Raw genomic sequence first — 21,691 nt, 5'->3', positions numbered from 1 at the left:
TACGCTTTGCCTTGAATGTTGTTCATCTCGGCCTGATTGGGGCACTGTTGCTGGCTATGGGCCTTGCGTTGGCGTTTTTTGCCTCGCCTGAATCCGTGCGTTCCCCTCTTCCCTTTTCGCACGATTCCCTTTTGCTTGATCAGCTATCGAACAATTGATCTGCGCTGCGGAATTCTTCGGAAATCTGACATGGCCCCTTGACCTTCCCGTGACTGGAACCCTCATTTGGAGGGTAAAAGTGACTATAGGATGAGTCGGATGGCTGCGCCACAAACAACTCAGTTGAAAATCTCTGGCATGGAATGTGCCTCTTGCGTCGGTCGGGTGGAAAGCGCCTTGCGGGAAGTGCAGGGTGTGTCTGACGCATCGGTCAATTTTGCGACGGAAACCGCGCAGGTTACCTATGACGGTCAGGTCAGCGGTTTGATCAACGCACTGTCGCATGCCGGATATCCCGCTGCGACCCGGCAAACGACTCTGAAGATCGCCGGTATGAGCTGTGCCTCGTGCGTCTCTAAAATCGAGCGCGCGCTGAAAGCTGATCCGGCAGTGGTCGACGCTCAGGTCAACATGGCCACGGAAAGCGCGCAAATCACCTTTGTCGACGGCGTGACCGATCCGCAGATGCTGGCGAAACGCTGCGAAGAGGCCGGGTATCCGGCGCGTGTGGCAGACACTGCCAATCCCCAGGTGGACCAGGGCAAAGCCGAAGAAGCCCATGCGCTGACCCGCGCCACCATGTTTGCCGCCATCCTGGCCCTGCCCGTGTTCGTGTTAGAGATGGGCGGGCATATGATCCCGGCCTTCCATCACTGGGTACATGGCACCGTCGGCACGCAAACCAGCCATCTGATCCAATTCGCGCTGACCTCAGTGATTTTGCTGGGCCCCGGGCGGGTTTTCTACGCAAAGGGCATCCCCTCGCTGCTGCGCGGATCGCCGGATATGAATGCGCTTGTAGCTTTGGGCACGGGTGCGGCGTACTTGTTCTCGGCCACGGCCACCTTTGCGCCGCAAATCTTGCCGCAGGGCAGCGCAAACGTGTATTTTGAGGCCGCCTCGGTCATCGTGGTTTTGATCTTGCTGGGTCGCGTGATGGAAGCCCGCGCGAAGGGCCGCACCGGGGCCGCAATCCGCAAACTGGTAGGCTTGCAGCCCAAAACCGCGCGGGTCGAAATGGACGGTCGTTTCATTGACCGTCCGATCGCCGACATTACTGTTGGGGACATCTTGCAGATTCGCCCGGGTGAGCGGGTTCCTGTGGACGCAGATGTGCTTGAGGGCACCTCCTACGTGGATGAAAGCATGATCACCGGTGAGCCCGTTCCTGTGGGCAAATCCCCAACCGATCAGGTTGTTGGCGGAACGGTCAACGGAACCGGCGCGCTGCGTCTGCGCGCCACGCGGGTCGGGGCTGATACGGTTCTGGCGCAGGTCATTCGGATGGTCGAACAGGCGCAAGGGGCCAAGCTGCCAATTCAAGGGCTGGTCGACCGCATCACCGTGTGGTTCGTGCCGGTGGTTATCGCTGTTGCACTGCTGACGATTGTCGTCTGGCTGATCTTTGGCCCCGCGCCTGCGCTGCCGATGGCACTGGTCACCGGGGTCTCGGTCCTGATCATTGCCTGTCCCTGCGCCATGGGGCTGGCGACGCCGACCTCGATCATGGTAGGAACCGGGCGCGCGGCAGAGTTGGGTGTGTTGTTTCGCAAAGGCGATGCGCTGCAGCAATTGCAGCAGGCTAAGGTCATCGCGCTGGACAAGACCGGAACCCTGACGTTGGGGCGGCCCGAACTGGAAAGCGTCACCACCACGAACGGCTTTGACCGCGACACCGTTCTGCGATTGGCCGCAGCGGTAGAGGCACAGTCAGAACACCCCATTGCCACCGCAATCACCCGCGCGGGCCCGGACGATCTGCCCGCAATATCCGCGTTTGAATCCCTAACCGGGCTGGGCGTTCAGGCGACGGTCGAAGGACACGATCTGTTGATCGGGTCGCCGCGGCTGATGGCGCAGAACGGGGTGGATTTAAGCACACTGACTGTCGAGGCTGGTCTGCGCGCCAGCGAAGGTGCCACGCCCCTTTTCGTCGCCATTGACGGTCAGGCGGCAGCGCTATTGGCGGTCTCTGACCCGGTGAAGCCTGGCACGCAGGACGCGTTGGAAAGACTACACGCAATGGGCGTGACGCTGGCGATGGTAACCGGCGACAATGCCCGCACCGCACAAGCGCTGGCCGGAAGGCTTGGCATCGACCATGTCACGGCCGAGGTTTTGCCGGACGGTAAACTGGCCGCAATCACTGCGCTGCGTGAACAATTCGGCACGCTGGCTTTTGTCGGCGACGGTATTAACGACGCACCAGCGTTGGCGGCGGCGGATATCGGCGTGGCCATCGGAACCGGCACTGACGTGGCGATTGAAACGGCAGATGTGGTGTTGATGTCCGGTGACCTGCGCGGTGTGGCCAATGCGGTCGAGATCAGCCGCCGCACCATGCGCAACATCCGCCAGAACCTTGGCTGGGCCTTTGGTTACAACATCCTGCTGATCCCGGTGGCCGCTGGGGTGCTGTTCCCGTTCAGCGGGCATCTGCTATCCCCTGCCCTCGCAGCCGGGGCGATGGCGTTGTCCAGCGTCTTCGTGGTCGCCAATGCGCTGCGCCTGCGCCGTGTCCGTGCTGCGCTGCCCGAAACATCTCAAGCCCACACATCCCAAACGGTGACGCTATGAATATTGGAGACGTTGCAACCCAGACCGGCCTGCCCGCCAAGACGATCCGGTATTACGAGGATATCGGTCTGATCAAGCCTATGCGGGACGACAACGGCTATCGCCGGTTCCGTGAACAGGATGTGCATAAGCTGAACTTTCTGGGCCGCGCCCGCGCGCTGGGGTTCACGATTGAGGATTGCCGCACGCTGATGGCTCTATACGAGGATGAAACCCGCGCCAGTGCCGATGTCAAAAAGGTTGCCCGCACGCATCTGGCGCAGATCGAAACCAAGATCGCCGATCTTAACGCGATGCGCGATACGCTGGGCCACCTGATCGACGCCTGTGCCGGAGATGACCGGCCTGATTGTCCGATCCTGCAGGATTTGGGTGGCAAACCCTGACACGGGGTTGCTCTTTGCGCGCGGCTTTGCTTTGTCTCTGCCTGGCAATCCGGCCCGCCAAATGAAATGGCCCGGACAACAGAGAGGATCACAATATGGCAAACGTTGCGTTTCTGGGTTTGGGCGTCATGGGCTATCCAATGGCCGGTCACCTGCAGGCGGCGGGTCACGAAGTAACCGTATACAATCGCACTGCCGCAAAGGCCGAAGCCTGGGTTGCCCAGCACGGTGGCGCGATGGCAACCACCCCGAAAGAGGCCGCCCAAGGCGCGGATTTCGTCATGGCTTGCGTCGGCAACGATGATGACCTGCGGGTGGTCTGCACGGGTGAAGATGGTGCCTTTGACGGAATGGCCGACGGCACAACTTTCGTCGATCACACCACCGTTTCCGCCAAGGTGACCCGTGAGCTTTATGCGGCGGGCCAAGGCAAGGGTATCGCATTTGTGGACGCACCGATCTCGGGCGGTCAGGCGGGGGCTGAGAATGGCGTTTTGTCGATCATGTGCGGTGGTGATCAGGCCGCCTATGACGCGGCTGAACCGATCATGCAGGTCTATTCCAAGATCTGCCGTCGGATCGGCGACAGCGGCGCAGGGCAGATGACCAAGATGTGCAACCAGATCGCCATTGCCGGTCTGGTTCAGGGTCTCAGCGAAGCGTTGCACTTTGCCGAGAAAGCCGGTCTGGACGGGCGTTCTGTCGTCGAGGTGATCAGCCAGGGCGCTGCGGGCAGCTGGCAGATGGCGAACCGCTTTGAAACCATGCTGGACGATCATTTCGAGCATGGTTTCGCGGTTGACTGGATGCGCAAGGATCTGGGGATTTGCCTTGAGACGGCGGACGACACCGGGGCGTCTCTGCCGGTAACGGCGTTGGTGGATCAGTTTTACAAGGATGTGCAAAAGCTGGGTGGCGGACGGTGGGATACGTCTTCGCTGTTCAAGCGGCTGCGCGCGTTGGACTGATGGCATTTGGCGGGCGGTCTGCCCCCCATCGCGCTATGGCGCGATTCCCCCCGAAGATATTTTTAGCCAGATGAAGGGGATCCTGGTGACAAGACAGCAAGGCATCGGATGAGCGACTTGACCGTATTCTGGGCGGATGCCCTGCGCGCCCATTGGGGGCTGGACGCCAAGCTGACGCGGCTGGATGGCGAATATGATCTGAACTTTATGGTGCGGGCCACCAATGGTCAGGATTATGTGCTGAAAGTCATGCGCCCCGGATGCGAAGCAGAGTTCGTTGATCTGCAGGTCAAGGCATTGGCCCATATCGCGGGTGAGGCGCCGGGGCTGCCATTCCCTCAGGTATATCCCGACCTGACCGGGGTGCAGCTGCCAGAGATTGCCGATCAGCAAGCGCAGATGCGGCTGGCCTGGTTGCTCGAATGCCTGCCGGGGCAATGTTACGCCAAGGCCGCGCCCAAATCCGAGGCGTTGATCCTGAAATTGGGCCGCGCGCTGGGTGCGACCGACAAAGCGTTGGAGCGGTTTACCCATGACGGGCTGCATCGCACAGATTTCAAATGGGACCTGACGCAAGCCGGTTGGATCGCCGATCGGCTGGATGCGATCACTGATCCTGCTCGTCGGGTTTTGTTGTCCGAGATATGTGACCACTTCGCGGCGATCTCGGGTCCGTTGGCGGAGCTGCCGAAACAAGCCATCCATAATGACGTCAACGACTACAACATTCTGGTTGAGGGCGAACTGGGTCAGCGTCAGAGTATCTCGGGCCTGATTGATCTGGGCGATATGTGCGCTGCGCCGCGTATCTGTGATCTGGCGATTGCGGGGGCCTATATCGTTCTGGATCACCCTAAGCCGGAACGCGCACTTGCCGCTCTTGTACAGGGCTATCACGCGGCTAATCGGCTGCGCCCCGATGAGATTGATTTGATCTGGCCTTTGCTGCGGATGCGGCTGGCGGTGTCCGTAGTAAACTCGACCCTCATGGCGATCGAGAACCCGGACGATCCTTATGTGACGATCAGTCAGGCCCCCGCATGGCGCTTCCTTGAGAATGCAGGCGTGAACGGTGACCTGATGGCGGCGCGGCTACGAACGGCCTGCGGTTTGCCCGTCACTGACGGGGCCGAACGCATCCACGCCTATCTGTCTGAGCATCGCGGCCAGTTCGCCCTGATGTTCGATCAGGACCTGAGCGATGCGCCCATGGGCTCGCTGTCGGTTGAGAACTCGACCTGGCCGCAGAACCCGTTCCACATGCCACTGGAAGAAGCCGCGCGGGTGGGTGAGGAATTTGGCCAAGGCCTGTGGCTGGGCTATTACAACGAACCGCGCCTGATCTATGCCGAACCTGGGTTCCGCAAGGGGCCGTGGAAAGCCTCGGACCGGCGCACCGTGCATCTGGCGGTGGACGTATTTGCGCCAGCAGGCACCGTACTGCATGCACCGATGAGCGGTCGGGTCGAGGCAGTCGAGAACCGCGACGCCCATCTGGATTATGGCGGCGTGGTGATCCTGCATCATGAAACGCCTGAAGGTGACCCATTCTATACGCTTTATGGTCATCTGGACCCCGAGGTTTGCGACCGGCTGAAACCCGGCGATCCGGTGGCGCAGGGTGCGGCCTTTGCCCGGCTGGGGGACGCCAGCCAGAACGGCGGCTGGGCCCCGCATGTGCATTTCCAGCTGGCCCTGACCACAGATGGAATGCAGACCGACTGGCCCGGTGTTGGTGATCCGGATGAGATGGAGCTGTGGCATGCCGTCTGCCCCAACCCTGCAGCGTTGCTAAACTTGCCGGACGAAAAGGTGTTCTATCGCCCCACCGACAAGCAAGCGATCCTGCAGGGGCGGCACGATCATTTCGGCGGCAACCTCAGCCTGACCTATGATGATCCGGTCATGCTGGTGCGCGGTTGGAAACATCACCTGTTCGACGAATGGGGGCGACCCTATCTGGACGCCTACAACAACGTGCCCCATGTGGGCCACGCGCATCCGCGAATTCAGGCGGTGGCGGCGGATCAGCTGAAGCGGATGAATTCAAACACCCGTTATCTGCACCCCGCCCAGACGGCCTTTGCCAATAAGATCCTGTCAAAACTGCCCGATCAATTCGAGGTCTGTTTCTTCGTCAACTCTGGTACCGAGGCGAACGAGCTGGCGGTGCGTCTGGCGCGTGCGCATACCGGGGCAAAGGGCATCGTTACTCCGGATCATGGCTATCACGGCAACACCAACGCGGCTGTTGCGATCTCGGCCTATAAGTTCAACAAACCCGGTGGCATCGGTCAGGCAGATTGGGTCGAGCTGGTCGAGGTGGCCGACGACTATCGCGGGTCGTTCAAGCGCGACGACCCGGAGCGCGCTACAAAATTCGCGAATTTTGTAGACCCTGCAATCGCTGCTCTGCAAGACAAGGGGCACGGGATCGCAGGTTTCATCGCCGAAACTTTCCCCTCGGTCGGGGGGCAGATCATTCCGCCCAAAGGTTATCTGCCAGAGGTTTATGAGAAAATCCGCGCAGCGGGCGGCGTTTGTATCGCGGATGAGGTGCAAACAGGACTTGGGCGACTGGGCGACTACTATTTCGGCTTTGAACATCAGGGCGCGCTGCCGGACATCGTTGTCATGGGCAAACCCATCGGTAACGGCCATCCGCTGGGTGTGCTGGTCACGACAAAGGAAGTCGCCCAGAGCTTTGACAACGGGATCGAGTTCTTTTCAACCTTTGGCGGCTCGACCCTGTCGTGCCGCATCGGCAAAGAGGTGCTGGACATCGTCGATGACGAGGGCCTGCAGAACAACGCCCGCGATATGGGCACGCGCCTGATGGATGGTCTGCGTCAGCTTGAATCCGATTTCGGATGCGTTGGCGATGTACGCGGAATGGGCCTGTTTCTTGGGGTTGAGCTGATCAACCCGGATGGGTCCGAGAGCACCGATATCTGCAAATACGTCAAGAACCGGATGCGCGATCATCGTATTCTGATTGGCAGCGAAGGCCCCAAGGACAACATCCTGAAAATCCGCCCACCGCTGACGATCGAGGCCGAGGACGTCGACATGATCCTCTGGGCGCTGCGGGATGTTCTGACCGAGGTGGGTGATTTCACCCCTGCCCCGGCCTGCGATCACGAGCATCACCATGCTGGGTGCGGGTGCTGCTAAAAAATAAACCCCGGCCTAGGGAGGGCCGGGGTTCTGCGCCACGCTGCTGCTTAATGCAGCAGGGCTGCGGGGGGTTGGTGCCCGGTTGTGGGCAGCGGAATCGACGCGGTCATACGACGCAGCGCCAGTCCAAGTTCTTCGGACAATGAAGCCAGCGCGGGGGCAAAATCCGGCCGCACGATAAGGGACGCCATCATCATCGCGTCTTCACGGGACCCTTCAGAGGCCGCCGCGATCATCTGCGCAAAGCAATTTTCGTCAGCGCCCAAACAAGAACACCCCAATCCGTGACGGATCAACGGGCGGCGTCCGTGATGCGCGCACAGCGAACACAGACGGTCCAGCGACATCATCGCAGCACGCCCGCAATCTGCGCCCAGCGCTATTTCAAAATCACTGGCAGCATCTGCACGGCCCTGCGCCCCGTCGGCCCAAAGCCGCAAATACATCACTGCTCCGGCTTCGACGGGGCCAAGGTCTTTCAGACGACCAACAGCCGCCCCACCCCGAGAAGAAGAAGTGCTCATTTCGTCAGGATCAATTTGCCAGCGCGGGTGATGCGCAGCGTGTACAGCTGGTCGCCCAGTTCGATATGGGCCAGGTTGCCGCCATTGGTCAGTTCTTCGGCCTTATGCGATGGCAGCATGGATACAGCATAGGATTGGCTGGGATTCGGGGTCTGCATATTCATCAGGAAAACTCCAGAGGGGGCTGGGGCGAAATGCCTTAATCTGTTCGCGTTTCACTTGATCTGGCTGACCCTGACAGGGGTTGGCTATGGACTTGAATAATAATCTGATTAAAATAGTCAGGTATGTCAAGGCCCGTTCTTGCAAATTCTCCAAACCTGCACGATTGCACCGGAAATTCAGGCAGGGTACGACTTTCGCAGAATACCAAACCAAGGGGGCAGCCAATGGCCGCGACTATCATGTTTGACCTGGACGGAACGCTGGTAGACAGCCTTCCTGACCTTGCCGCGGCCACGAACAATATGTTGCGTGACACCGGCGTGTCGCCCTTGTCACAGGACCAAATCCAACAATTTGTGGGCAATGGGCTACCCAAACTGGTCGAGCGCGTGATCAAGCATTGCGACCTGCCGATGGACCAGCACGAAGATCTGACCCGGTTGACGCTTGCCCATTACAACGCCGCCTCCAGCGATAAAACCGTGGTCTATCCTGGTGTGCTGCAGGCGCTGGAGCATTTGCGTGACATGGGTTGCGTTCTGGGGGTCTGCACCAACAAACCCGAAGCCCCTGCTCGCCATGTGCTTGAGGCGATGGGGATTGCCCCCCATTTCGATGCCGTCCTTGGCGGTGACAGCCTGAACACCCGCAAACCCGACCCAACCCATCTAAAGGCCAGCTTTGCCTCCGTCACCCCAGCCGGTCCGCAACTGTTTGTCGGAGACAGCGAGGTAGACGCCGAAACCGCCCAACGCGCGCAAGTGCCATTTCTTCTGTTCACCGAAGGTTACCGCAAATCATCGGTCGCAGACATTCCGCACACCGCCAGCTATGTCCAATCGTCCGAATTGCCCGCATTGGTCACGCAAGTGCTGCAATCTCTGGAGCAAAGCGCCTGAGAGCCTTTTTCTAGGGGGGATCGAAACGGGTCGCGGCCAGTGACTGAGGGGCCGGCCGAGGGGGTAAGTAGCCAGCCCCTCACAGGGGAAAAGTGGTATCGTCCGATATGACCCGTTCGATAAAACACAGTTAACGAATCGGCCTGAATTTCGATATAGGGGGTTTCCCGTAGCCCCCCGGACTGTGTTGAAATTACAGTAAATTTTTTTGCCCATTTCGGGGTAACCGGGTCTTTTATCCTGAAAACAGTCAAACAAGCGAACCCTTACCTCGCTTGTAAGGCAGGACCGTGCCGCTGTCTGTCCTACCGGAGCAAAGGAAGTTGGATGGTACAGTTCACCACCCTGGCGTTGACCTGGAAGATACGCTGGATTCACAGGCTTGTTTGGACCACCGCGCGGCTGTGGTCGAAATATCCGCCGGTTCAGCGGCCATTCATCTTCCACTCTATACATCCGGTTCGTCTCTCGGTAAGGAGCGTGCTTCGACGATGATCCGTGTGTTGGACGCTCTGAGGGTGACCGCATCACCCAAGAGAGCCGAGCTATGAAACAGACAATCGCAGATGCGCTGAAGCGCAAAGGATATGACACCCTGACCCCGGTCCAAGAGGCCGTGTCCGCGCCAGAATTGCAGGGAAAAGACCTGCTGGTGTCGGCCCAAACCGGATCGGGGAAAACCATCGGGTTCGGCCTGGCCATCGCGCCGACCATTTTAGGCGAAGCGCAGGTTTTCGACGCCGCGGATGCGCCCTTGGCGCTGGTGATCGCGCCAACGCGAGAATTGGCGATGCAGGTCAAACGCGAATTGGGATGGCTTTACACCGACGCCGGGGTTTTCATTGCCTCATGTGTTGGCGGAATGGATATGCGCGACGAACGCCGGGCTCTGTCACGTGGGGCGCATATCGTGGTCGCGACACCGGGGCGCTTGCGCGATCATATCATGCGCGGGTCGATTGATCTGACGGCCGTGCGCGCCGTGGTTTTGGATGAAGCCGACGAAATGCTTGACCTTGGGTTCCGCGAGGATCTGGAGTTCATTCTGGATGAAACGCCCACAGACCGCCAAACGCTGTTGTTTTCCGCCACGGTTCCGCGCGCTATTGCCACCCTCGCCACCCGGTATCAACGGGACGCCGAGCGTGTAAGCACCGTCAGTGAACGGGCGCAACACGCCGATATCGAATACCGTGCGATGAATGTGGCCCCGCGCGATGGTGAAAACGCGATCATCAACGTGCTGCGCTATTACGAGGCCCCGAACGCCATCGTCTTCTGCAACACACGTGCGATGGTTGCGCGCCTGACTGCCCGCTTGTCGAACCGTGGGTTCTCGGTTGTGGCTTTGTCCGGTGAACTGACCCAAAGCGAGCGCTCAAATGCCCTGCAGGCCATGCGCGACGGGCGTGCCCGCGTCTGTGTGGCGACCGATGTGGCCGCGCGCGGGATTGACCTTCCGAACCTGGATCTGGTGATCCATGCCGAACTGCCCAACAGTCACGAAACTCTTCTGCACCGGTCAGGTCGAACTGGACGCGCAGGGCGCAAGGGGGTCAGCGCCCTGATCGTCGCGTCGGCTTCGTTCAAAAAGGCCCAACGGCTGTTAAAATTCGCCAAACTGACGGCTGATTGGGGCGCAGCACCTTCCGCAGACGCGGTCAACGCACAGGATCTGCAGCGGATGTTCGGCTCGGGCGACTGGCAGGTGGATCTCGTCGAAAGCGAGCGCACATCGGTCGACGAGCTGGTGGCCAGATTCTCGCCGGAACAACTCGCCGCAGCCTATGTCCGTCAATACAAACGTCAGCATTCTGCTCCGGAAGAGTTAAGCGACGTCAAAACCGCAGGACCAAAGTCAGAGGTACCTTTTGGCCCGAGTGTATGGTTTTCGCTGTCGGAAGGACGCAACGATAACGCGTCTCCGCGCTATGTTCTTCCCATGGTGTGCAAGGCCGGGAACATCACCAAATCCGATATCGGCGCGATCCGTATCGCTGACGATGTGACCTATATCGAAATTCGCGAAAGCAGCGTTTCCGGATTTTTGGACGCAATCGGACCTGAGATGAAGGTCGATGGCACAAAAGACATCGTGCGGTTGGACACAGCCCCCGACTTACCGAAACCGACAAAAACAGGGCCAAAACGAGCTGTGAAAGGCAAGAGGGGTCCGGATAAGACCGGGCAAAGACCGCCTCGCCTTGTCGATCCACAGCCTGCGAAGGCGCGAAAAAAGACGGCATCAAAGCCGCCTGAGAAAACCAAAGTCGACACTAAGCCCAAGCGCGATGGCGATAGCCTCAGCAGTAAAGGCAAAAAACCAAACCGCGGCCCAAAGGGCCCGCCGCCGCCCAAGGGTAAGCCAAACAGCAAGAAAAATCGCGCACGCGCTGCCGCAGCAAAGGGCGGCAATTCTGTACCGAGACGTTCTAAGTAAGCTGAAACGTTCCCTCGGCCCGAATTCGCCTGGGTCCGTTTTTGGGTGGCAAACAAGCCGCACTGAAAAAGCAGCTTTCCTCGTTCTGTCAGAAAAGGTTTAATCCACCCGTTCGAAGCTTTTGCTGAATGGGTCAATGGCATGAATATTGCAGACATCGTCGACTTGGGGCGTTACCCCCTGGGAAATGCAGATTTCGGTACGAAGGCAAGATCGTCACTGAATGAAAACGGTGTCTTGGTCCTTGAGGAATTCATCCGCCCCGAGGCGCTTGCAATGATGCAAGCTGAGGCTCTGACTGGACAAGACCAGGCATATTTCTGCACCCAAAGCCACTCGGTCTACCTAACGCCGCCGAATCCAGAGTTTGACGCATCACATCCGACAAATCGGCAAGTGGAGTCGTCCAAGGGATGTATCTGCGACGACGTGGTATCGCCGACATCGCCCCTGCGCATTCTGTATAACGACCCATCCTTTCAAAGCTTCATCAAGCAGGTCACGGGCGAGGCTGAATTGCACCCTTATGTCGATCCGCTGTCGTCTATCAACATTCACTACGCAACCCGAGGGCAAGAACTCGGCTGGCATTTCGACAATTCCTCGTTCGCAATCACGTTGCTGATCCAGAAACCCGACGCAGGCAGCCGTTTCGAATATGTAAAGGACCTGCGGGACGCGAGCGCGGGCGACATGAACTATGAGGGTGTCAGGGCCGTTCTGGACAAAGAATTAAGGCCACAAGTTTTGAACATGGATCAAGGAACGCTGGTTTTGTTTCGCGGTCGAAACTCTATTCACCGTGTTTCTCCGAATGAGAGTGACAAGACAAGAATGCTCGCCGTTTTGGCCTATAACTCGGAACCTGATGTGCAGCTGTCAGAGAGTGCCCGCATGACATTTTACGGTCGATTGAACTGACGTTGGCTTACTGCAATGCAGTACAAACATGCGCGGGATGGGACCTAAAAGGCCGCCAGTTTTTCCACTGAGTCCAATTCTGAAGTGGCTCTCGGATGTGCCGTCTCGAAATTTAAGATATTGATTTAAAATCAAAATGACGTGGGAACATTGACTGCAATACAAACAAGCAGATTTTCAAAGCCTCTTGGGGTTTGAAGATATCTGAGTGCAAATGGAAGTCGGTCCAGAGCCCTTCCAGCAAAGCAATCAATGCATCTGTTGCAAGTTTGGCATCTACGTCTTTGTACCCACCTTCGCTTATGATTTGCTGCAACAGCTCAAGGATCACTGCCCGGAAACTTTTGTCCCGTGAGTCGATGAAAGGAAATATGTCGGGATTCGAGAGCGCTTCGGCCCGAAATGAAAACCAGATCGCAACGTCCCGTGCGTTCAGGACCAAAGGGTCGAAATCCGCCTTGAGGATTGAGATCAGCTTGTCCGCAGGGCCTAATTCCGGACTGTCCGCGATAGATTTCCACTGCCCTGCATAGCGCGCCGACAACTCCTCGGCCACGGCAAGCAGCAGCTTCTCTTTGGAGCCAAAATGGAGGTTCACCATCCCCCGCGACAGCCCGGACAATTCCTGGATTCTGGCCGAGGTCGTGCCGCGAATACCGTATTTGTGAATGGCGTCCGCAGCCGCCTGAATCAGCTGCTGTCGGTTCTGCAACTTACTCAGATCGCGGGCATTGGTCGGAGTATCGGCCTCGAGAGTAATCTTGTTTTTCCTTCGCTGGGTTACTCGCCTTTGCTTTCTCGCATCTAGTGAAGCGGAAGTTCAAGGATTGACATTGAATGAATGTTCGTTCATTTTGTGATGTATGTTACACTTAGGTGCCCCATGACACTTTTCAACTCCGACTTTCCATCCGTACGTGACTGGGACAACGAACACTTCCTGCATCCCTGGGAGGGGATGTCATCCTTGGGTCAAAATGAACGAACCTTCGCCGAAAGTGGCCAAGGCGTTCACATCGTGACAGAGGACGGAAAACGCTTGATGGATGGGCCTGCGGGGATGTGGTGCGTTCAACTGGGCTATGGAAACGCCGAAATTGCCGATGCAATGGCCCAGCAAGCGAAAGAGATGGCATATTTTTCGCCCTTCAACAATGCCAACTCAGCCCCGGCCCGGTTGGCACATGAGATTGCCAAAAGAACACCGGGTGACCTGAACCATGTGTTCTTTACAACCGGCGGCTCAACAGCCGTTGATAGCGCCCTGCGGTTTGTACAGTTCCGCAATAACCTGCTTGGCAAACCTGAAAAAAAGATCGTGATATCGCGGCAGAAAGCTTATCACGGATCGACTTATTTAGCGGCCACAGTATCTGGAAAAGAGCGCGACAAAGGGTGGTTGGACCAGGCCTCTCACCTGACGCGTTTTCTGCCGAATGTGAACCCATACACGCGCCGCGCCGATCAAACGGTTGAAGATTTTCTAGACGAAAAAATCGCTGATCTAGAGAACATGATCCTGGAAACCGGCCCTGACAAGGTCGCGGCGTTCATCGCTGAACCGATCCTATGTTCTGGTGGGGTCATCGTGCCGCCGCAAGGGTATCATCAGCGCTGCTTAGACATCTGCCGGAAATACGATGTCCTGTATATTTCAGATGAGGTTGTGACTGGTTTCGGGCGGCTTGGGCATTGGTTTGCCTCCGAAGACGTATTTGGCATTCAACCCGATATCATCACTTGCGCCAAAGGAATGACGTCTGGCTACGTCCCCATGGGGGCCTGCATCATCTCTGACCGTCTGATCGCAGAAGTCAGTGGTGAAAACGCGCAGGACGCTACGTTTTCAAACGGGTTCACCTATTCGGGCCACCCGGTAAGCGCCGCGGCCGGTTTGAAGACCATCGAAATCATGGAGCGCGACGGTATTCTGGAACATGTCCGCGCGCTCACGCCGCTGTTCGAAGAACGCCTTCAGGCTCTGGTGGCCTTGCCGTTAGTCGGTGACGCCCGTGGTATGGGGTTGGTTGGCTGCGTCGAATGCGTTGCCGATGCCAATGCTGATAATCTTTTGGACCTTGATAAGTCTGTTGGCGCATTGATTGACCAGCATTGCCAGGAAAACGGGCTGATCCTGCGACCGATCATCAATATGTGTGTGTTTTCCCCACCGCTGATCATCACCGAAGGCGAGTTGAACCAGATGTTCGATATACTTGAGAAAGGCATCCGGGCAGCGACTGAAGACCTGACACGGCAGGGTGCGTTTAAGGCTTAGGAATCGTCTTGATGCGGCATCGTAATTTTGCAGGTTGCGATGCCGCATCGCCGTCCGCTGTCCTCAACCCGCTCGCATCGCCTCAGGCGGCAATTTTATCGGAAACTTGGCCCGCACCTCTGCATCCGCCTTGCTGCCAAAGTAGTTCGGATAGTGGTTGGATAGGATATCGTTGACCACCGACCGGCTGCGCTCAAACATGTCCTGTCGACCTGCCTTTTCCCAAGTATCGGTCAGTTCCCGATCCAGGAGGGTCGGGTAGACATATTCCGTCTCCATGTATTGCAAGGTCTGCGCGTTGCCGAGGAAGTGGCCGGGGTCAATAGCGCATTCATGGATAACGTCGATCGAAAGCGTGTCGTCGCTCACCTCGATCCCGCGCAACGTGCGCGAGATCATGCCCGCAGCCTCGTTGTCGATGACCATAGACTCAAAGCTGCAGCCCATCAGACTGCCAAGCATACCGCCAAATTCACAGAGCCTGTTGGCACCGGCATGGGCCGCCAAGGCAAAGGTCAGCGCCTTTTCCAAACCGTATTGCGCATCCGGGATTTTGGAATCCGTCATACCGCACCCAACGCTGGTTGGCAGGTTATAGAAATTGCCCATCTGGATGGCCGCAGCTGAAATTAACGCCTGTTCGCCACTGCCGCCAGTAAAGGACCCAGTACGCAAGTCGGTGATGAAAGGCCAAGCTGCGAAGACGACCGGAGTGCCCGGATTGATGAGGTTCGCAATAGCGACGCAAGACAAAGTCTCAGCGACCGCTTGCGCCAAGGTTCCTGCCAAGGGCGCCGGCGAAGTCGCCCCGGCCTGTGGGGGAACGGCAAGATCGCAGACCAGACCCATCTTTGCGGTATCGATCAGGATCTCCAGATTTTCGCGCCCGAACCTAAGCGGGGATACGATGGGACAGCCTCCAAAGATGACCGAGGGCTTTTCAAGGAACTTCCCCTCGCCACCCGATGCCAGATCGAACAGATGGATCGCATCCTGAATGTGCTCGCGGGTTCTGAAGGTCAGGCAGGAAGGTTTTTCGCTGCCTGCCAGAATGGCATAGAGCATGCTCATGTCATGCTCATAATCCTGCGGCACATCCGTCGCCAACACCGTGTCGCCGGTCATGTGAATATTGTCGAGCCGGTCGACCAAGCGGGTGAAGTCGTAAATATCCTTGAGCGTTGATGGCCTGTAACTGCGGGTTTCGGCATCAAAGGTCGTCACAGCCGTGCCCGAATTTGCGTAATACACCTTGTCCTTGGTGCAGTGCATGTCATCTTTACCGGCCCGCGATCCGCGTGCGTGGACATAGAATTCACTGGCGGCTTTGGCCAACAAATCTTCCATCAAGGCGCGTGGAAAGCACAACCTGCCATGCGCGTTCAGTGTCGCCCCTTTTGGCACCACAAGATCGAGAACTTCCTGCGTTGGGTCCCCTACGCCTGTGCGCTCCAGAATGCTAAGCGCGGCCTCGTGAATACGCGACATGTCCGCGTCTGATAGGGGCTTGTATCGCCCACCCGAAATGCCCGGCCAGATTGCTTGCGAGGCCGCATTGCTGGTTCGCACGGCTGCGCGTGCCTCACGCCCGCCCCCGCGCCGTCTTGATCTGCGCTGCGTTAGCTCTGTCATGTTTCTTCTCCGAATTTTGCGCGTCTCAGATCATGCTGAAGTAATTGCGATAGAAGCCCGAAATGCTCCATTCCATCTCGGACAGCGGTCCGGGGACGAAATGGTGCGAGTTCACGCCTACCTGATTGTGTCGGATGATCCGTTCGTCATCGAGCGACGTTACATGCCATAGCCAAGTCAGGGCATCCTTGTCATAATCGCGCCCTTCTTCGGCATCGCCTCGCACGTACCAGACGATCTGAATATCGGTGTCTTGCAAGGCGCGCGGCACGAACCGATACCCGACAACGTGATCGGCATAGACGAGGAAATAGTTTAGCGTACCGATCCCCAGATCGGTGGCCCCGCCGTCCTGCCCTTTGAGTTCACCCAATGGCGGCGCCAAGGGCGCGCCATCCTTGCTGCCGGTCTGGTAGCCGGGGAACAGTGGGTAGCGCCGCCAATAGAGATCTGCGCCCGGTGCGACTGCGTTTTCTCCAGTCAGATCAAGCTCCTCAAGGGGAACCCCGGCTTCTTTCATCCGCTCGTGCAGTGCCCCGCTGAACTCAAGAACCTGGGCCGGATCTTTCAAGGAATGGCTGCGCGAATAGTCCTGATGAGACGGCGCGCAGTGATAGCATTCCAAGTAATTCTCCAGAGCAAGCTTCCAGTTCGCAGGAACCGGGTATGAGGCCTCATGTGCAATCTTCAGATTCTCAAAACCGAACGGCTTTGACAGCGGGGCCAGCCTATCCAAAGCGGCGTCCAGCGGCGGCGCGTCTTCGGCCGCGCAAACAAAGATCAGACCCTGAAATATCTTTACCTGAACCGGGAACAACCCGTACTGGCCCGGGTCAAAATCCGCCCCCATTGACCGCCCGTTTCTGAGTTTACCGCTCAGGTCAAAGGTCCACGCGTGATAGGGACAGATGAAGTTTCGCGCCTTGCCTTTCTGTTCAATGCAAACGCGCGATCCCCGATGGCGGCAAACGTTGAGATGCGCGCGCACCTCACCCTCGCGATCCCGAACGATGATGATGGATTCAGGCCCGTAATCGAACAGGAAATAGTCGCCCGGCTCGGCAATCTGGCTAACATGTCCGACCCAGATCCAGTTGCGGTTCCAGAACGTGCTGATATCGTTTTCATATACCGCCTGAGACGTATAGAAATGACGCGGCAAGGCGAACCCTTCCCGCTGCGCTTCCATCAAGTCGCGCATTACTTGCAAGTCATCTTTTGGCATAGCGCACCTCACACAGTTTCAAGGGAAACGATTTCCCGACGGAAAAATTCACGGTCGATATCGCCCGCGTCACGTTCAAAATTCCGGGCTGCCATGTGACCCGAATATACAGCGTCAGCGATCAAACCGGGGTTTGCCGCATCACCGATCAGTTCCAGACTTGTCAGCGGGTTGTCAGGCAAATTACGCAGTTCCTCATAAAGGGCAGTCTCTCTCGCGCGCTGCGTGACCAAAACAACTGATGCGCACTCGACGCTTTGTTCGCGTCCCGTATAAGCGCATTGAACTTTCGCCAATCCGGGCGTGATTTTGACAAGGGTCTGGGACAACACCAGCCGAACACCTTTTTCCAGCAAGCTGCGTTGCACTTTGACCTGTTCCAGCGTCAGTTCAGTGAAAGGCGAAACCATCGAGGCCGGGGTTACAAAGACAACCTCTTGCCCGGCTTGAACCAAATGATCCGCCAGCACACCGCCCAGATAGGCCTGATCATCGTCATAGACCAAAATCGGACCATCCCCGGGAATTACCCCTGACATGATGTCGTCTGGAGTAAATACCTGCGAACCTGAACCTATTGATATGCCGCGAAAGGCAGACTTCCCGCGACCATCTCGCCGCCATATTGCGCCGGTGGCCAGAAAGACATTCGGAATACCTAGCTCGACAACCTCGCTTGCTGACAAGCGACTGTCGGTGAACAGTTGAACGTTCCCGCGTTGCTGCAAGTCATAGATCCTGTGATCTGTCACGCGCTTCCATGCAGATAGCCCGGCCAGACCGGATTCCAGCAACACGCGACCACCAAGCTCTTGCCTGCCTTCGGCCAGGGTCACGTCATAGCCCCGACGCGCCAATTGCATGGCGCATTCAAGCCCGGCGGGACCGCTGCCGACAACAAGCGCGGCTTCTTCTTTTCCCCTGCCCTCTATGACTTCAGGATGCCATTTCCGGCGCCACTCCTCCCCCATCGTCGGGTTTTGCGTACACCGGATAGGAACGCCCAGCGCGTCGGAGGACACGCAGATGTTGCAGCCAATACACTCGCGAATTTCCTCGATCCGACCTTCCTTTATTTTGTTGGGAAGAAACGGGTCGGCGATGGATGGTCGCGCTGCGCCGATGAAATCAAGGATACCTTTCCTGACAAGTGACACCATCAAGTCCGGAGAGGTAAGACGCCCGACACCCACAACAGGCTTGGACGTCACCTGTTTGACGAATTCGATATATGAAGTTTGGAAACCGTCACGGGGCTCAAACCGTGTTGTCGCCGAGTCATTGCTCCAATCCGCGACGTTGACGTCCCAAAGGTCTGGTAGGTCTGCCAGCAATTCGACTACGGCACGGCCTTCTTCCTGCGCCTGCATCCCGTCTGATCCCAGCATTTCATCGACTGCGAAACGCAAGGCGATAGCACACTCATCCCCAATCTCTTCTCTGGTTTCTTCCAGAAGCTCTCGGGTTAAGCGCACCCGGTTCTCCAACGAGCCTCCGTATTCATCCGTTCGATCATTGAACTGAGGCAGCAGAAAATGATGCGGCAGGGTCATGTGATGACCGGCATAAACATATACGATGTCAAAGCCCGCCTCGCGCGACCGCCGCGCCGCCGCGCGGTGCCATTTGCGAAATTCGCGAATGTCCGCCTTGTCCATCGCCCGAGCTTGTTTGGGATACGCTGTTTGCAAGGCAAGTTCTGACGGGCCTAGCAAAGGCGCGCGGCTCAGGTGGTTCTGCGCATGGTGGCCGTTATGTGCCAATTCAATGGCCGCCAACGAATCCTTGGCATGAACAGCATCGGTCATCAGGCGCAGCGCTGGAATATCCCGTTCGTCCCAAAGCCGGTTTTCGGCAAAGGGGGACAGGTCAGACGTTGGGTGAATTTCCGTCTCTTGATTGGACACAACGGCCCAACCGCCTTCGGCCTTCATTGCCCGCATGGCAGCTTCGGCCTGCGGTCGCAGATGCCCCATGCCGTTGCAGTGGGGCACCTGATAGAACCGGTTTCGCGCCCTCACGGGCCCGATCTGAACCGGTTCAAAGAGAACAGAGTATCCGTCAGCGCCTGACATTGCCGCGCTTCCTCCAGAAAATTTGGAATTGGTTCTGTGGGATCGGCAGGGTTTCTACAGACCCACCAATCCCAGTTGTGTCGTTAGATGGTTTTAAAAGCCCGCTTTGATGCGCTCGAACTCCTTCAACATCTTGGCTTCAAGCTCTGGGTTGACCGCATCAAAAAACAGGCTGCCGTCAAAGAAGCTATCCACATCCGAGAACCCGTAGGTTTCGATCAGTGCCGGGTCGGCTTGCGCAAACGCGTCTTCGTTGGCATGGGCGTATCCCCAGCTTTCGATGATGTACTTACCGCTTGCGGCAGAGCTGAGCGCGTTGAGCATGTCATAGACCTGCTCATCCGATTGCTTGGCGGACTTCAGATGCACATACCCGCAGACCCAGGTGGCGATGCCCTTGTCCACATCCCGCATCATGACCGCCGGAGTTTCATTCCAGATCAGGTTCAGTTCCGATTGGTTCCAGCCCCAGCCGAGCGTCACCTCACCGCTGGCAATGGCCTGATCCAGTTGACCCGCATCAGACCAGTAAAAGCGCACATTCGGATGAATTGCGCGCAGGTAATCCGCCGCTTTTTGGAATTCTTCGTCGCTCATATCTGTATAACTCGAGGCACCGGTCGCCAGTGCAGCCATGGCAAAGGCACTGGACGCCGCATCCGGGACCGCAACCTTGCCCTGATAGGCCGGATCTGCCAGCAGTTGCAGCGAGACATCGTCTGCCGAAACCATATCGGTGCGATAGATCAGGCCGGTGTTGCCCCACTCAAACGGTACCATATAGGTCTGCCCGTCGATCGTTATGCCATCGACCTCTTTGATCTTAGGCATCAGCTTGTCCCAGTTTTCCAGCTTGCTGGTGTCGATCGGCTTGATCATATCCGCCGCAACCCATTTCCTTAGGGCGTCTGTGCAGGGATGGGCCAGATCGGCCTCAAACCCGGATTGAAGCTTGGTAAAGGCCTCTTCCACGCTGCCGAAATAGGTGTAGCTGGGTGCGCCGCCATACTTTTCGACATAGTCGCCGTAAAAGCCCTGATCCTCATACCCTGACCAGTCAAAAACGGTCAGATCAGCTGCATTGGCCAGCGCTTGGCTGGCGGCAAAGGTGGCAACCACTGCTGCCGTAAGTGATGCTGTTTTATTCATGTGTCTCCTCCCAAAGATTCACGTTTGCCCAAGTCGATCACCGAGGCGCTTTGAACGCCGAGCCAGACAGTATCGCCCCGGCTGTGATCAACTGTGTGAAAGTAGTTTGGCACCGCAACGGCGATGCTTTCCGGTAACCCGTCGACGCGCACATAATAGTGGACGCTTTCGCCATAGAAGGCGACGTCCGACACCTTGCCCTGAACATGCGCGTCGTACCCATCCGGTTTTTCTGCGCTGATTTCCAACTGCTCAGGCCGAACGCCGACCAGCAGATCTTTGTCATGCACCTGAACATTCGGGTTCACCCCGATTGTCATCGGCCCAAACCCTTGAACATTCACGTCCAGCGTGTCGGCGTTCTCAGCAGTCACTTCGGCCTTCAGAAAGTTCATCCCGCCGATGAAAGAGGCCACTTCCCGGTTGCAGGGTTGGGAATACAGAACCTCGGGCTTGTCGACTTGCTTGAGCTGCCCAGCAAACATGACCCCAATGCGGTCGGACATGGTCATCGCCTCGTACTGGTCATGCGTGACCATGACGAAGGTAATGCCAAGCTTTTGCTGCAGGCGGCGCATTTCCAATTGCATCGCTTCGCGCAGGTTTTTGTCCAGCGCGGACAAGGGTTCATCCAGCAGTAACACCTTGGGCCGCATGACCAGTGCGCGGGCAAGCGCCACACGCTGCCGTTGCCCGCCTGACAACTCATTGGCCTTGCGGTCTTGCAAGCCGCCGAGTTCCACCATCTCAAGCGCCTCGGCTATGCGTTCCTTGATTTCATTTCGGGACAGCTTTGTCTTACGCAAGCCGAACCCGACATTGTCACCCACATTCAGGTGCGGAAAGATCGCATAGCTTTGGAACACCATGTTGGTGGGCCGTTTGTTGGCAGGCACCTCGCCCATCGTCCGACCATCAATCCGTATTTCACCCTCTTCGTGATCCTGAAACCCCGCAATGATGCGCAAAGCCGTTGTCTTTCCACAGCCCGAAGGCCCAAGCAGCGAAAAGAACTCTCCCTCTTTTAAGGTCAAGTTCAAGTCGGACACGGCCACAAAGGAACCAAAGCGTTTTTCGACGCCCTGTATTTCGATGATGTTCTGTTCGCTCATCAGG

The 21,691-nt window shown here is 57.5% G+C and carries 16 protein-coding genes; 8 read left to right on the top strand and 8 right to left on the bottom strand.

All coding sequences use genetic code 11. From position 1 onward, the window contains the following. Window positions 1-258 precede the first annotated feature (258 nt). From AB1A64_RS03470 to AB1A64_RS03455, 4 genes are all read left to right on the top strand, one after another. On the top strand, window positions 259-2,736 hold the full coding sequence (locus tag AB1A64_RS03470; protein WP_366550127.1) for a heavy metal translocating P-type ATPase: 2,478 nt from the start codon (window positions 259-261) through the stop codon (window positions 2,734-2,736). Then, a complete protein-coding gene (cueR, locus tag AB1A64_RS03465) occupies window positions 2,733-3,122 on the top strand; it encodes a Cu(I)-responsive transcriptional regulator (RefSeq protein WP_366550126.1) in 390 nt (129 codons plus the stop codon). The genes AB1A64_RS03470 and cueR overlap by 4 nt, the downstream gene beginning before the upstream one ends. A gap of 95 nt (window positions 3,123-3,217) precedes the next feature. Further along, window positions 3,218-4,090, top strand: coding sequence for an NAD(P)-dependent oxidoreductase (locus AB1A64_RS03460; RefSeq protein WP_366550125.1), 873 nt, complete (start codon window positions 3,218-3,220; stop codon window positions 4,088-4,090). Between the two features lie 108 nt (window positions 4,091-4,198). Next, window positions 4,199-7,264: an aminotransferase class III-fold pyridoxal phosphate-dependent enzyme gene (locus AB1A64_RS03455; RefSeq protein ID WP_366550124.1), complete on the top strand. Its 3,066-nt coding sequence runs from the start codon at window positions 4,199-4,201 to the stop codon at window positions 7,262-7,264. A 50-nt stretch (window positions 7,265-7,314) separates the two neighbouring features. On the opposite strand, the gene AB1A64_RS03450 is transcribed toward AB1A64_RS03455, so the two are convergent. After that, window positions 7,315-7,791, bottom strand: coding sequence for a hypothetical protein (locus AB1A64_RS03450; protein WP_366550123.1), 477 nt, complete (start codon window positions 7,789-7,791; stop codon window positions 7,315-7,317). Continuing rightward, complete coding sequence (locus tag AB1A64_RS03445) at window positions 7,788-7,955, bottom strand: hemin uptake protein HemP (RefSeq protein ID WP_170350842.1); 168 nt, start codon at window positions 7,953-7,955, stop codon at window positions 7,788-7,790. The genes AB1A64_RS03450 and AB1A64_RS03445 overlap by 4 nt, the downstream gene beginning before the upstream one ends. Window positions 7,956-8,180: 225 nt before the next feature. Between AB1A64_RS03445 and gph the strand changes: the two genes are divergently transcribed. The 3 genes from gph to AB1A64_RS03430 all read left to right on the top strand — a co-directional run bounded on the left by gph (window position 8,181) and on the right by AB1A64_RS03430 (window position 12,216). Next, entirely contained in the window at window positions 8,181-8,855 is a 675-nt protein-coding gene (gph, locus tag AB1A64_RS03440; RefSeq protein WP_366550122.1) for a phosphoglycolate phosphatase, read from the top strand. A gap of 547 nt (window positions 8,856-9,402) precedes the next feature. Beyond that, a complete protein-coding gene (locus tag AB1A64_RS03435) occupies window positions 9,403-11,295 on the top strand; it encodes a DEAD/DEAH box helicase (RefSeq protein WP_366550121.1) in 1,893 nt (630 codons plus the stop codon). Window positions 11,296-11,436: 141 nt separating this feature from the next. Continuing rightward, window positions 11,437-12,216: a 2OG-Fe(II) oxygenase gene (locus AB1A64_RS03430; protein WP_366550120.1), complete on the top strand. Its 780-nt coding sequence runs from the start codon at window positions 11,437-11,439 to the stop codon at window positions 12,214-12,216. A 112-nt stretch (window positions 12,217-12,328) separates the two neighbouring features. Here the strand turns inward: AB1A64_RS03430 and AB1A64_RS03425 are convergent, their stop codons facing one another. Continuing rightward, a complete protein-coding gene (locus AB1A64_RS03425) occupies window positions 12,329-12,928 on the bottom strand; it encodes a TetR/AcrR family transcriptional regulator (protein ID WP_366550119.1) in 600 nt (199 codons plus the stop codon). A gap of 171 nt (window positions 12,929-13,099) precedes the next feature. On the opposite strand from AB1A64_RS03425, the gene AB1A64_RS03420 reads away from it, so the two are divergent. Then, complete coding sequence (locus AB1A64_RS03420; protein ID WP_366550118.1) at window positions 13,100-14,494, top strand: aminotransferase; 1,395 nt, start codon at window positions 13,100-13,102, stop codon at window positions 14,492-14,494. 63 nt (window positions 14,495-14,557) lie between these two features. On the opposite strand, the gene AB1A64_RS03415 is transcribed toward AB1A64_RS03420, so the two are convergent. From AB1A64_RS03415 to AB1A64_RS03395, 5 genes are all read right to left on the bottom strand, one after another. After that, window positions 14,558-16,126 carry a trimethylamine methyltransferase family protein gene (locus AB1A64_RS03415; protein WP_366550117.1) on the bottom strand — a complete coding sequence of 523 codons (1,569 nt, stop codon included), beginning with the start codon at window positions 16,124-16,126 and terminating at the stop codon, window positions 14,558-14,560. A 25-nt stretch (window positions 16,127-16,151) separates the two neighbouring features. Continuing rightward, window positions 16,152-17,351, bottom strand: a complete 1,200-nt coding sequence (locus tag AB1A64_RS03410) for an aromatic ring-hydroxylating dioxygenase subunit alpha (protein WP_366550116.1) — start codon at window positions 17,349-17,351, stop codon at window positions 16,152-16,154. 8 nt (window positions 17,352-17,359) lie between these two features. After that, complete coding sequence (locus AB1A64_RS03405; protein ID WP_366550115.1) at window positions 17,360-19,426, bottom strand: FAD-dependent oxidoreductase; 2,067 nt, start codon at window positions 19,424-19,426, stop codon at window positions 17,360-17,362. A gap of 93 nt (window positions 19,427-19,519) precedes the next feature. Then, entirely contained in the window at window positions 19,520-20,575 is a 1,056-nt protein-coding gene (locus tag AB1A64_RS03400) for an extracellular solute-binding protein (RefSeq protein ID WP_366550114.1), read from the bottom strand. Further along, window positions 20,572-21,687, bottom strand: coding sequence for an ABC transporter ATP-binding protein (locus AB1A64_RS03395; RefSeq protein WP_366550113.1), 1,116 nt, complete (start codon window positions 21,685-21,687; stop codon window positions 20,572-20,574). Before AB1A64_RS03395 ends, AB1A64_RS03400 begins: the two co-directional genes overlap by 4 nt. Window positions 21,688-21,691 lie beyond the last annotated feature (4 nt).

Source organism: Ruegeria sp. ANG10, assembly GCF_040705255.1.
Taxonomy (GTDB): domain Bacteria; phylum Pseudomonadota; class Alphaproteobacteria; order Rhodobacterales; family Rhodobacteraceae; genus Ruegeria.
This window is presented reverse-complemented; position numbering and strand designations above follow the sequence as displayed.